At 71.0% G+C, this 11,907-nt stretch carries 14 protein-coding genes; 9 read left to right on the top strand and 5 right to left on the bottom strand.

All coding sequences use genetic code 11. From position 1 onward, the window contains the following. Nucleotides 1-342: 342 nt before the first annotated feature. Nucleotides 343-828, bottom strand: coding sequence for a universal stress protein (locus tag Ade02nite_RS15765; protein WP_203762894.1), 486 nt, complete (start codon nt 826-828; stop codon nt 343-345). Nucleotides 829-899: 71 nt separating this feature from the next. On the opposite strand from Ade02nite_RS15765, the gene Ade02nite_RS15760 reads away from it, so the two are divergent. Continuing rightward, complete coding sequence (locus Ade02nite_RS15760) at nt 900-1,508, top strand: TetR/AcrR family transcriptional regulator (RefSeq protein ID WP_203762891.1); 609 nt, start codon at nt 900-902, stop codon at nt 1,506-1,508. 97 nt (nt 1,509-1,605) lie between these two features. Continuing rightward, nucleotides 1,606-2,649 carry an MBL fold metallo-hydrolase gene (locus Ade02nite_RS15755; protein ID WP_203762889.1) on the top strand — a complete coding sequence of 348 codons (1,044 nt, stop codon included), beginning with the start codon at nt 1,606-1,608 and terminating at the stop codon, nt 2,647-2,649. Here Ade02nite_RS15755 and Ade02nite_RS15750 read toward each other — a convergent pair. Then, nucleotides 2,621-3,301, bottom strand: coding sequence for an NADPH-dependent F420 reductase (locus Ade02nite_RS15750; RefSeq protein ID WP_203762887.1), 681 nt, complete (start codon nt 3,299-3,301; stop codon nt 2,621-2,623). The two genes, Ade02nite_RS15755 and Ade02nite_RS15750, sit on opposite strands and share 29 nt — an antisense overlap. Further along, nucleotides 3,301-4,311, bottom strand: coding sequence for an LLM class flavin-dependent oxidoreductase (locus Ade02nite_RS15745; RefSeq protein WP_203762885.1), 1,011 nt, complete (start codon nt 4,309-4,311; stop codon nt 3,301-3,303). Before Ade02nite_RS15745 ends, Ade02nite_RS15750 begins: the two co-directional genes overlap by 1 nt. A 68-nt stretch (nt 4,312-4,379) precedes the next feature. Here Ade02nite_RS15745 and Ade02nite_RS15740 point away from each other — a divergent pair, with 68 nt between their 5' ends. The 4 genes from Ade02nite_RS15740 to Ade02nite_RS15725 are packed head-to-tail and all read left to right on the top strand — an operon-like array spanning nt 4,380 to nt 7,141. Continuing rightward, on the top strand, nt 4,380-4,832 hold the full coding sequence (locus Ade02nite_RS15740) for a MarR family winged helix-turn-helix transcriptional regulator (protein WP_203762883.1): 453 nt from the start codon (nt 4,380-4,382) through the stop codon (nt 4,830-4,832). 35 nt (nt 4,833-4,867) lie between these two features. Then, on the top strand, nt 4,868-5,629 hold the full coding sequence (locus Ade02nite_RS15735) for an ABC transporter ATP-binding protein (protein ID WP_203762881.1): 762 nt from the start codon (nt 4,868-4,870) through the stop codon (nt 5,627-5,629). Then, a complete protein-coding gene (locus Ade02nite_RS15730; protein ID WP_203762879.1) occupies nt 5,626-6,369 on the top strand; it encodes an ABC transporter permease in 744 nt (247 codons plus the stop codon). The genes Ade02nite_RS15735 and Ade02nite_RS15730 overlap by 4 nt, the downstream gene beginning before the upstream one ends. Before the next feature lie 4 nt (nt 6,370-6,373). After that, the gene (locus Ade02nite_RS15725; RefSeq protein ID WP_203762877.1) at nt 6,374-7,141 is read left to right on the top strand and encodes a MerR family transcriptional regulator; all 768 of its coding nucleotides are present in this window, start codon (nt 6,374-6,376) and stop codon (nt 7,139-7,141) included. On the opposite strand, the gene Ade02nite_RS15720 is transcribed toward Ade02nite_RS15725, so the two are convergent. Beyond that, the gene (locus Ade02nite_RS15720) at nt 7,138-8,289 is read right to left on the bottom strand and encodes a class I SAM-dependent methyltransferase (protein WP_203762874.1); all 1,152 of its coding nucleotides are present in this window, start codon (nt 8,287-8,289) and stop codon (nt 7,138-7,140) included. The genes Ade02nite_RS15725 and Ade02nite_RS15720 overlap by 4 nt on opposite strands. A 26-nt stretch (nt 8,290-8,315) precedes the next feature. After that, complete coding sequence (locus tag Ade02nite_RS15715) at nt 8,316-9,119, bottom strand: hypothetical protein (RefSeq protein ID WP_203762872.1); 804 nt, start codon at nt 9,117-9,119, stop codon at nt 8,316-8,318. A gap of 261 nt (nt 9,120-9,380) precedes the next feature. Here Ade02nite_RS15715 and Ade02nite_RS15710 point away from each other — a divergent pair, with 261 nt between their 5' ends. The 3 genes from Ade02nite_RS15710 to Ade02nite_RS15700 are packed head-to-tail and all read left to right on the top strand — an operon-like array spanning nt 9,381 to nt 11,895. After that, nucleotides 9,381-9,767 (top strand): hypothetical protein, encoded by a 387-nt coding sequence (locus Ade02nite_RS15710; RefSeq protein ID WP_203762870.1) that lies wholly within the window; start codon nt 9,381-9,383, stop codon nt 9,765-9,767. Further along, the gene (locus Ade02nite_RS15705; protein WP_203762868.1) at nt 9,764-10,825 is read left to right on the top strand and encodes a M64 family metallopeptidase; all 1,062 of its coding nucleotides are present in this window, start codon (nt 9,764-9,766) and stop codon (nt 10,823-10,825) included. Before Ade02nite_RS15710 ends, Ade02nite_RS15705 begins: the two co-directional genes overlap by 4 nt. 44 nt (nt 10,826-10,869) lie before the next feature. Further along, a complete protein-coding gene (locus Ade02nite_RS15700) occupies nt 10,870-11,895 on the top strand; it encodes a LacI family DNA-binding transcriptional regulator (RefSeq protein WP_203762866.1) in 1,026 nt (341 codons plus the stop codon). The last annotated feature ends 12 nt before the right edge of the window (nt 11,896-11,907 follow it).

The raw sequence follows: 11,907 nt of genomic DNA, 5'->3' as shown, positions 1-11,907 counted from the left end.
GGGAGCCACCTGAACGGAACATTCCGCTCCGCCCGGCACCACAAGTCAGGGCGCGCCGGAACGGAAGATTCCGCTCCGTCAACACCACAAACCAGAGCGCGGCGGAACGGAAGATTCCGATCCGCCGCCGCGGAAGAGCGCTACAGGGATTGTTGCAGTCTCCGGGTGCGGAACAGAGCATTCCGTTCCGCCACGCGGCGATCGCGAACGTGCCGAGGCCGATCGCTGGGCGCGGAAGGGAATGGTCCGTTCCGTGGCGGGAGTGACGGCGGTTGGCGAGGCGAGAAGTCGGGCGGGCCATGATCTCGGCGGGCATTCATGCTCTTCGCGCGGGTGACGGCGTCAGGGGACGACCGTTACGGGCCAGTGGCCGAAGCGGACCAGCTTGACGGCCAGGGAGCCGGCTATGCGGTGGAGGACCTTGGCGGAGCGGCCGACGATGACGGCGTCGGCCTGGGACTCGCGGGCGGCGGCTGTCAGCTCGGTGTAGGGCTCGCCTGTGCGCACCACCAGCCTGGCGTCGATGCCCAGCTCGGGGACGTGGGCCTCGAAGGCTTCGCGGATCTCGCGCTCGACCTCGTCCTGGGCCTCGATGGCGGTCAACGCTGCGGCGCCGCTGTCGTCGGAGAGCGGGACCATCGCAGGAGAGCCCTTGCGGACGTAGACGGCGATGAGGCGGCAACGCTGGCGGCGGGCCAGGCCGGCCGCGTAGGCGGCGGCGCGCATCGAGGACGTGGAGCCGTCGACGCCGACCAGGATGGCGCCGGGGCCGTCGGCGCGGAACTCGTGGGCCGGTGAAGGGCGGGGGTCGAGCTGCTCGTTGCTCATACTGAACGCCTTCCGTTCACTTACTGTCCACGGTATCGTGACGGTTACCGTTCAGCAATGGGAGGTGGCCGATGGCCGCGACACCATCGCCGGGGCGGCCTCGTGATCCGGATGTCGATCGCCGGATCGCTCGGGCGGCGCTCGATGTGTTCGGCGAGGCCGGGTGGGCCGGGTTCGCCATGGAGGGCGTCGCGCGGCGGGCAGGGGTCGGCAAGGCGTCGCTCTATCTGCGGTGGAGCAACAAAGAGGCACTGCTCGCGGACGCGTTGACGGAGGGGCTTCCGAAGATCAGCGATGTGGACACCGGCACGCTGCACGGCGATCTGGTGGAGCTGGCGACGCAGATGCTCGACATCTACTCGGGGCCGTCCAGCCGCGCGGCGCTCAGGTTGTCGCTCGAGGCGGGGGCCATCCCGGGCATCGCGGAGCACTATCAGGCGACCCGCACGGCGCAGATCCTGGCGGCTCGAGCGATCGTCCGCAGGGGCATCGGGCGAGGCGAGCTGCCCGAGACGGCGTCGGTCACGCTGTTGCTCAACACGTTGATGGGCGGCGCGATGATGCACGCCCTGACGACACCGCCGGAGAAGCGGGCCGCCCTGGCGAAGGACACGGCGCCGCACGCCCGGCGGCTGGTCGACTTCCTGATGCACTCCGTCACGGCGGGCGCCGGCGCGTGACCGAGCTTCCAGGGACAGGGGCGGGCGGACAGGCGCACGAGCGGGCCGACAGGCGCATGGCCGACGTCGCACACGTCGAAGGGACGGATGAGGGCGCATGATCGTCACGGGTACCGAGCAGCAGCGGGCGTGGCGGGAGCGCGTTCTTCCGGCGGTTGAGCAGGTGCGGCCGGACGTGTGGTCGATACCGGTGCCGATTCCGCACAATCCGCTGCGGTACACGCTCAGTTACGCGTTTCTTGACGGCGGCGGAGTTCTGCTGGTCGATCCGGGGTGGGACTCGGCCGAGGGGCGGACGGCGCTGAGCGACGGGCTGGCGCGGGCGGGCGCGACCCTCGACGACGTCGGCGGGGTGGTGCTCACGCACGTACACCCGGATCATCACGGTCTCAGCGGGTGGGTGCGGGACCGCAGCGGGGCGTGGATCGGGATGCACCCGGCGGAGTCGCGGGCGCTGCCGCGTCGCTTGTGGAGTGATCGGCGGCCGGAGCAGGATCGGGCCTGGCTGCGAGGGAACGGGGTGCCGGAGGACGACATCGCGGTCGTGGCCGTGGCGCCGGAACGGATGCGCGGGCTCCTCGCGATGGCCGAGCCGGATCGGGAGATCGAGGACGGGGATCTGCTGCCGCTGCGCCGCCACGAGGTGCGGGCGGTGTGGACGCCGGGGCACACGCCGGGGCACCTCTGCCTGCACGACGCGACGGCGGGGGCGCTGCTCACCGGCGACCATCTGTTGCCGCGGATCAGCCCGACCGTCAGCGTTCATCCGGGCAACGACGGTGATCCGCTCACGTCGTACCTGCAGTCGCTGGAGCTGACCGGGAAGTACGCGGCGGAGGAGGCGCTGCCGGCGCACGAATACCGGTTCCGGGGCATCGACGAGCGGGCGGCGGCGCTGATCCGCCACCACGCCGACCGTAATCGGGAGATTGTGGACGTCGTCGGCGGGCTCGGGGCGCCGAGCGCCTGGGCGATCGCGGCGGGGCTGACGTGGTCGCGGGGGTGGGCGAGCCTGCGCGGCATGATGCGCCGCATGGCCTTGGCGGAGACGCTCGCCCACCTGCACCACTTGGAGTCCGCCGGCACCGTCGGCCGCCGGCCCGCCGGGCCGGTTACGACGTGGCGGCTCGTGCCGAGGTGACGGCGCGGCCGCGCTCGGACTCCGGGAAGCGGTCGAGCATGGCGCGCACCGACGCGGCGTCGGTGTTGGCGCCGAAGAGCTCCGTGCCGGGCTCCATGCGCACCCCCTCGGCCAGCGGGCCCGCCACGACCGGGTCGAAGCCGAGGGTGTCGATGAGGGCCGCGACCTCCGCCACGGCGCCCGGGTCGTCGCCGGCCAGGGCGATGGCCTTGCGGCCGGGGGTGCCCGCCGGGCGCGACTCGCCCTCGACGTCGTGGTAGCCCATGTGGTTGAAGGCCTTCACCACGCGCGACCCGGGCAGGAACGCCTGCACGATCTCGCTGGAGGAGGTGCGCGGGTCGGTCAGGTCGTCGCGGATGCCGTCCACCTCCCACCAGTAGTTCATGGCGTCGATGACCGTCTTGCCGCGCAGCGCGGCGACCGGCAGGGTCGGGTACTTGCCCAGGGGCAGGGCGAGCACCACGATGTCCGCCCGCTCCGCCGCCTCGGCCGCGCTGACCGCGACCGCGCCCGGCGTGATGATGCGCACGATCAGCGAGATCTTGGCGGGGTCGCCGGAGCCGGCCACGAGGACGTCGTAGCCGTGCGCCACGGCGAGCCGGGCCAGGACCGTGCCGAGCTTGCCGGCGCCGAGGATGCCAACGGTGGTCATCAGTTCTCCGTCATCATGTCGCGGACCATGGGCGCCACCTTCGAGCCGAACAGCTCGACGGCGCGCGAACGGTCGCTCACCGGCTGAGCCCCGACCGTGTAGATCAGGTCGAAGCGTCCCACGTCGAGGGCCTTCGCCGCGCGGGCGATCTTGCGGGCAACGGTATCCGGCGAGCCGACGTAGAGCGAACCGTGGTTCACTTCCGCGTCGAACTCGGCGCGGCGCAGGGGCGGCCAGCCGCGGAGCGCGCCGATCCGGTCGCGCTGCTCCTTGTAGTACGGGTAGAACTTCTCCTTCGCCTCCTCGTCGGTGTCGGCGACGAAGCCGGGCGAGTGCATGCCGACCGGGTGCGCGACGGTGCCGAGCTGCTCGGCGGCGCGGCGGTAGAGGTCGACGTACGGGGCGAAGCGCTCCGGCTGCCCGCCGATGATGGCCAGCATGAGCGGCAGCCCGTGCCGGGCGGTGCGCACGACCGACTGCGGGGAGCCGCCGACGCCGACCCACACGCTGAGCCGGCCGGACTCCGTCTTGGGGAAGACGTCGGCGTCGACCAGCGGCGCCCGGGTCTTCCCGCTCCAGGTGACGGGCTTCTCGTCGAGCAGCCGCACGAACAGGTCGAGCTTCTCCTCGAAGAGCAGGTCGTAGTCGCTCAGGTCGTAGCCGAAGAGCGGGAACGACTCGGTGAACGAGCCGCGGCCCAGGATCACCTCGGCGCGGCCGCCGGAGAGCGCGTCGACGGTGGCGAAGCGCTGGAAGACGCGCACCGGGTCGTCCGAGCTCAGCACCGTCACGCCGGAGCCCAGCGTGATGCGCGACGTCTTGCCGGCGATGCCGGCGAGCACGGTCTCCGGGGTGGAGATGGAGTATTCGGGCCGGTGGTGCTCGCCGAGCGCGATGGCGTCCACGCCCAGCTCGTCGGCCATCACGGCCTCGTCGACGACCTGCCGGATCGCCGCGGCGTGCGTCGTGCCGGCCGGCACGTCGCCGAAATTGTCCAGGCCGAGGATCATGGCCGCCTCCAGGTAATTGACGTGTCAATCGCTATGATGGACACGTCAACTATGGGAGGCCGAGATTTATGCCCGGGACCCGGCGACTTCCGACACGCGACCAACTCGCCGCGTGGCGCGCCTTCATCGAGACCACCGAGCTGCTGCGCTCCCGCATCGGCGGCCGCTTGCACGACGAGACCGGCCTCTCCCCCGGCGACTACTCGGTGATGCTGGCGCTGAGCGAGCAGCCCGAGATGCGCTCGTCGGACCTGGCCGCGCACATCGGCTGGGAGCGCAGCCGGCTGTCCCACCACCTCGGCCGGATGGAACGGCGCGGCCTGATCAGCCGCGAGGACTGCGCGACGGACAACCGCGGCTCCCAGGTGAGGCTCACCCCCCGGGGACGCGAAGCCTTCGAGGCGGCCACCGTCCCGCACCTGAGGGCCATCCGCGAGCTTTTCGTCGACGCGCTCACGCCCGAGCAGATCGGCGCGGCCGCCGAGATCGCCGGCGCTCTTCGTACCCGGCTGAAGGCTTGACCCTGACGCAGCGTCAACCCTCGACACTGCCGCACATGAGCATGGCAATCGAGATACAGGGCCTGGAGAAGTCGTACGGGGAACTGCACGTGTTGCGCGGCGTGGACCTGGCGGTGGCGCGGGGCAGCATCTACGCCCTGCTCGGCTCGAACGGGGCCGGCAAGACCACGGTCGTACGGATCCTCTCGACACTGCTGAAGGCGGACGCGGGCAGCGCGCGGGTCAACGGCTTCGACGTCGCCACCCGGGCCGCCGACGTCCGCCGGTCCATCAGCCTGACCGGGCAGTTCGCGGCCGTCGACGAGATCCTCACCGGGCGGGAGAACCTCGTCCTGGTCGCCCGCCTGCGGCACCTGAAGGACTCCGGCACGATCGCCGGCGAGCTGTTGGCGCGTTTCGGGCTGACCGAGGCCGGCGGGCGCCGCGTGGCGACGTACTCCGGGGGCATGCGCCGCCGCCTCGACATCGCGATGAGCCTCATCGGCAGCCCGCCGGTCGTCTTCCTCGACGAGCCGACCACCGGGCTCGACCCGGAGGCGCGCATCGAGGTGTGGCAGGCCGTCCGCCGGCTCGCCGAGGGCGGCACGACCGTGCTGCTGACCACGCAGTATTTGGACGAGGCCGAGCAGCTCGCGGACCGGATCGCGATCCTGCACGAGGGCCGGATCATCGTCGACGGCACCCTGGCGGAGCTCAGGCAGCTGCTGCCGCCGGCCAAGGTCGAGTACGTCGAGAAACAGCCCACGCTGGAGGACGTGTTCCTCGCGGTCGTGAGCGGGAAGGGGAGCGACGCATGACGGACACCTTGGTGCTCACCGGGCGAACCCTGCGCCACGTCACCCGCAGCTTCGACACCATCATCACCACAGCGGTCACCCCGGTCGCCATCATGCTGCTGTTCGTCTACGTCTTCGGCGGCGCGATCGACACCGGATCGGTCTCGTACGTGAACTACCTGCTCCCCGGCATCCTGCTCATCACCATCGCGTCGGGCATCTCGTACACCGCGTTCCGGCTCTTCTCGGACCTCCAGAGCGGGATCTTCGAACGGTTCCAGTCGATGCCCATCGCCCGGTCGGGCGTGCTGTGGGCGCACGTGCTGACCTCGTTGCTCGCCAACATGATCTCGGTGGTGCTCGTCGTCGGGGTCGCCCTCGTCATGGGCTTCCGCACCGGCGCCGGGCTGGGCGCCTGGCTCGCGGTCACCGGCATCCTGGTCTTCTTCACCCTGGCGCTGACCTGGCTCGCGGTGATTCCCGGGCTCACCGCGAAGAGCGTCGACGGCGCGAGCGCGTTCGCGTACCCCCTGATCTTCCTGCCTTTCATCAGCTCGGCCTTCGTGCCGACCGGCACCATGCCGGGGCCGGTGCGGGCCTTCGCCGAGAACCAGCCGGTGACCTCGATCGTCGACGCCCTCCGCGACCTGTTCGCGCAGCAACCGGTCGGCTCCGGCATCTGGACCGCCCTCGCCTGGTGCGCCGGCATTCTCGTGGTCGCGTACGCCGTCGCGCTGCGGGTCTACCATCGCCAGAGGTGAGGGCATGCTGACGATCGGCCAGCTGGCGGCGTACGCCGGCGTCACGGTGCGCGCGGTGCGGCACTACCACCAGGTCGGGCTCCTGCCCGAGCCGGAACGGGACGCGTCGGGCTACCGCCGGTACGGCGCCAAGGCCGTCGTCGCCCTTATCAAGATCCGCACCCTCGCGAACGCCGGCGTGCCGCTCTCGCACATCCGCCGGATGCTCGACGCCGGCCCGGCGGCCTTCGCCGAACAGGCCCGGTCGATCGACGAGCGGCTGCGCGGCGAGATCGAACGGCTCGAGACCAGCCGCCGGCAGATCGCCCGGCTCGCCGCCGGTGACAGCCTGGTGCTGCCGCCGGCGGTGGTCGGCTACCTGGACCGCCTGCGCGAGATCGGCGCGTCCGAGCGGTTGGTGGCGGGCGAACGGGACGGGTGGATCCTCATGTCGGCGCGCTGGCCCGGCGAGATCGAGCAGTGGATCCCGTCGAAGCTGGCCGAGCTCGAGAACCCCGTCATGGTGCGGCTCTACCGCCTGCTGTCCGAAGTGTTCGACGACGACGAGGGCGACGACGACCCCCGCCTGGCGGAGCTCGCCGACCTGCTGGCCACGCTCTCCGAGCAGGCGTACGCGGCCGGCCTGGAGGACTACGGTGAGTCCACTGACGACACCACCTTCGACCTTCTGGACGCCCTCGCCGTCGAGACGGACCCACGCGTCACCCGGCTGCTGGCGCTGATGCGCGAGCGTGGCTGGGCTCGGTGGACCCGGCTCGAACGGATCGACTAGGTGAGTCGCAGCGTCCAGCGGTACGCCTGCACGAGCCGGGTGTCGAAGCCGGACGCCGAGCCCCACAGGAAGATGCGGAAGCGGCGGTAGAGCTCGTCGCCCCAGCGCGCCACGATCTCCTCGCGGCGGGCGTCGAGGCGCTGGGCCCACGCGCGGCAGGTCAGGAAGTAGTTGTGCCGGTCGTCCTCGACGTTGAGCAGCTCGAACGGCGAGTGCGCCACGTGCCGCAGGTACGAGTGGAGCAGCAGCGGCGCCGAGCGGCCCGGGTAGACGTACTGCTTGAAGAAGGTCGACGCCGTGTGCTTGCGCCGCATCGCGAGGGCATCGAGATAGACGCGGCCCTCGGGGCGCAGCAATCGGGCGTACGTCCGCAGCGTCGCCCGGTAGTCGGGCAGGTGCTCGGTGACGCCCATGTTGACGATGGCGTCGAACGGCCGGTCGTTGTGGTAGCGCAGGATGTGCTCGCGGACCACGGTGACCGGCAGCTGCTCGCGCTCGAAGAGGCCCTTGAGGTAGCGCTCCGACTCGGCGGCGAGGGTGACCGTGGTGACGTCGATGCCGCGCCGGGCCGCGTATTCGGAGAAGGCGCCCCAGCCGCCGCCCACCTCGAGCACCCGGTCGCCGGGCTTGACCTGGATGGCGTCGAGCGCGATGTCGAGCTTGCGGGTCACCGCGTCCTCGAGCGGCTCGTCGTCGGCCGCGAAGACGCCCTGCGTGTAGCAGCGGTGGCGGGTGTCGAGGAAGGTCAGGAAGAACTCGGAGTCCTCGTCGTAGTGCTGCGAGATCGCGCGGTTGTCGTGCTCGGTCTTGCCGTGCCACAGCGACGGCACCCAGCGGCCGAGGAACGCGGCCGGATGGATGTCGGAGAAGAACCGGCGCATGCTCAGCGCCGCGGCCAGGTCGCCGTCGACGTCGAGATGACCTCGCAGGTACGCCAGCGCGACGCGCAACTGGTCGAGCGAGAGCAGCGCGTCACGGCCCTCGTCGTCGCGCACGAGCAGCGTGTACTTGGGAGCGGCGTCGCTGGAGACGCCGAAGGTCTGTGTGCTGCCGTCGCGGTCGACGACCTCGAACGGCACCGGGGTACGGTCGCGGAAGTACTCGTCGTAACGCTTGCCGATGACGTCGGCAATGGCTCGCCGCCTCATGCCGCGATCATTCCACGATTTCCGTCTCAGTTGAACGGTGGCCGATTGACGCCGTAGCGCGCGTGGATCTGCGAGGCGCGCAGCTCGGTGCGGGCGACGACCATCCCGACCGTGGCGAGCACGACGCCGGCGCCGAGCAGGCCCCAGAAGAGCTGGTGGAACGGCATCAGCACGGCGAACAGGCCGCACCAGCCCACGGTCATCGCGCCCAGCCCGGCGGTCAGCCGCAACTCGTGCAGCAGGTCGTGCAGCGTGCGATGAGCGTCGATCTCGTCACCGAAGTGCGAGGGCGGGGACCATTTCTTGGTGATCCACAAACCGATGAAGGTGCCGAACCAGAACGCGCCGAGCCAGAGATTCCACGCGCGGGCGTTGCCGAGAAAGAACGCGCCGGGGATCTCCAGGCTCGCGATCGCGAAAGGAAGGAAACAGTCGAGGAAGGACGGTGCCCAGCGGAGCAGAATGCTCATGGTGAGGTAGTAGTAGAAAACCGAGACGAGCACCATGAGCATGGCGAAGCTCTGCACGCCGACGAGCAGGCCGGGGCGGGCGAAGGTGTTCTGCGCCAGCAGGCCCAGCGCGACACCCTGGATGATGCTGATGATCGTGATGAAGGCGGTCGGCGACACGTCGAGCGACCGGCGGATCAGCACGTCGCGGGTGAGCGCCTGAATGGCCTCGCCGCGCTCCGGGAGATCGGCCGGATAAACCGGCGCCGCGTGCGACGGCCGGGCGGGTGCCGGGATGAAGTCGCGCGGATTCACGGGCCGGTTGTCATATGTCGTCGGGACCGCCCGGCGCCGTCGTCCCGTACGCGATTCCGTCGTCACGCCAAACATCATGCACGCAGCGTCAATAGACCAACCTGACTAGCCAGGAAGCCTTTCGAGGATCACGCCGGAATGCAATTTCGCAGGTCACCCCGGAGGCGCCGGAAAAGCCCGATCACACACTGTCGCAACGCCGCCACGGAGGCGCGAAGGCTAGTCCTCTGTGTCTAGTACTCCCAGCACAAAGGCACAAAACGCCCCAGCGAACGATCAGCGACAGAAACGCTGCCCCACCGGTGCCCGCGGGCGTACGGTCCGGGCATGACTGAGCCGGCGGTCCGCCTCGTGTTCGAGTACGACGGCGACGAGGTGCGGATGCTCTCCCAGCAACGCGTCGAGCTGACGATCCCGTCGGCCGGCGAGCCCGCGGCCGGGTGGCGCGCGGAGCTCCGTACCGCCGAGGGAGGGGTCCTCGACCGGCGTGGCCTGCCGTGGATCCCGCTCGACGCCGAGGTCTTCGCGCCCGGCGTGGACGGCGAGCCGTCCGTGCGCCGGGTCCCGGCCGAGCGGCGCACCGGCGTGTTCACGGTGCTCGTGCCCGACCTGCCGGAGGCCGACCACCTGGCGCTGGTCGACGACGCCGGCGGGCCGCCCGAGACGAGGCAGGTGCGCGAGATCCTGCGGGTGCCGTTGCGGGCCGAGTCATGACCACCGCGGACGGCCAGGTGCTCGGCGTGACCCGGGTCGTCGATCACGGCCCGCCCGCCGAGCGCTGGAACCTCGTGATCCTCGGCGACGGCTACCGCGCCAACCAGATGACCCAGTACGCCCAGGACGCCGCCCGGCTCTGCGTGCGGCTGGAGGCCACCCGGCCCTTCGACAGCGTCTGGGCCGGCCTCAACCTCTACCGCGTCGACGTGACCTCCACCGACAGCGGCGCCGACGATCCCGCGGCCTGCGGCGGGCCGGGCACCACGGCACGCACCTATTTCGACGCCTCGTTCTGCAACAACGGCGCGCGCCGGCTCCTGCTGGTCAACCAGGCCACCGCCCTGTCCGTCGCCGCTCAGCGGGTGCCGCAGTTCCACGCCGTGGTGGTCATCGTCAACTCCCAGGTGTACGGAGGTTCCGGCGGCGCCGTCGCCACCTACTCCCTGGCGACCGGGGCGGAGCTGATCGCCCTGCACGAGCTCGGCCACTCCGCGTTCGGCCTCGCCGACGAGTACGAGTCGTACCTCGGCTGCGGCATCGACACGGACCGCGATCACCACCCCGCGGCCGAGCCGGCGGAGCCGAACGTCACCGTGAACACCGACCGGGCGACGCTCAAGTGGCGGTCGCTGGTCGCGCAGGCCACGCCGATCCCGACCACCCGCAACGCCGATTGCACCCGATGCGACCCGCAGCCCGACCCGCTCCCGGCGGCCACGGTCGGGCTGTACGAGGGCGCGCACTACTACCACTGCGGCGCGTTCCGCCCGCAGTTCGACTGCCGGATGCGCGCCATCGACAAGGAGTTCTGCGCCGTCTGCGCCCAGCAGATCCGGCGCGTGCTGCTGCCGTTCACGCCCGCGATCGTGCCGGACGTGCGCGAGATGCGGCGCAGCGCGGCCCACCAGCGGGTGGTCGCCGCCGGGCTGGTGCCGCGGTACACCGGCGCGACCGGCCCGAGCGCCTGGGTCCGGAGCCAGTCCCCGGCCGGCGGCCGGACGGTCCGGTACGGCAGCGAGGTCACGATGCAGCTGCGCAGCGGCCCGATTCCCTGATCGCGGCTTTGACGGGCGCTTCGCAACGTTGCGATAATTTTCGAGTGAGTGGAGCAGAGCGCCGGGCCACGCTTGCGGCCGTCGCGCGGGAGGCGGGCGTCTCGGTGCCCACGGTGTCCAAGGTCGTGAACGGGCGCACCGACGTGGCCCCGCAGACGCGGGCCCGGATCAGCGCGCTGCTGGCCAGCCACGGTTACGTGGGGCGGGCAACGGCGGCGCCCACCGGGGTCCGCACGGTCGACCTGGTCTTCGACGCCATGGAGACACCCAACAATCTGAAGATCCTCAAGGGCGCCCTGGCGGCGGCCGCGGCGGAGGACGTGGACGTCGTCGTCGGGCTCGTGCCGGAGGATCCGCGCGGCGCGGCCTGGGCGCGGCGCACCGCCTCCGCGCACCGCGAGGGCATCGTCCTGGTCACCTCGAGCATCACGTCGAAGCAGTGGCAGCACTTCGTGGAGCGCGGCATCCCGATCGTCACCATCGATCCGGTCGACGTCCCATCACCGGAAATTCCGAGCGTCGGCGCCACCAACTTCCACGGCGGCATGGAGGCGACCGCCCACCTCACCGGCCTCGGGCACCGGCGCGTCGGCTTCATCGAGGGGCCGCCGGAACGCGGGGTCAGCATCGCCCGGCTGCACGGCTACCAGGCCGCGCTCTCGCGGGCCGGCATCGCGCCCGACCCCGAGCTGGTGCGCGCCGGCCCGTTCACCTTCGACGCCGGGTTCACCGCCGCGGCCGATCTGCTCTCCCGCCCGGACCGGCCGACCGCCCTGTTCGCCTGCAACGACACGCTCGCGCTCGGCGCCATCGAGGCGGCCCGCACGCTCGGGCTGCGCATCCCCGAGGACGTCAGCGTGGTGGGCTTCGACGACATGCCGGTGTCGCAGTGGTCCGCTCCCCCGCTGACCACCGTGCGGCAGCCGTTCGCCGAGATGGGCAGCGTCGCCATGCGCCGGCTGCTGCGGCTGGCCGGCGGGGCGCCGCTCGACTCGCCCCGCGTGGAGCTGGCCGCCGAGCTGATCATCCGGAAGTCGACCGGCCGAAATCTCGAAAGTTTCGAGCATTGACTCATAATGTTT

This window comes from Paractinoplanes deccanensis (genome assembly GCF_016862115.1).
Lineage (GTDB): Bacteria > Actinomycetota > Actinomycetes > Mycobacteriales > Micromonosporaceae > Actinoplanes > Actinoplanes deccanensis.
This window is presented reverse-complemented; position numbering and strand designations above follow the sequence as displayed.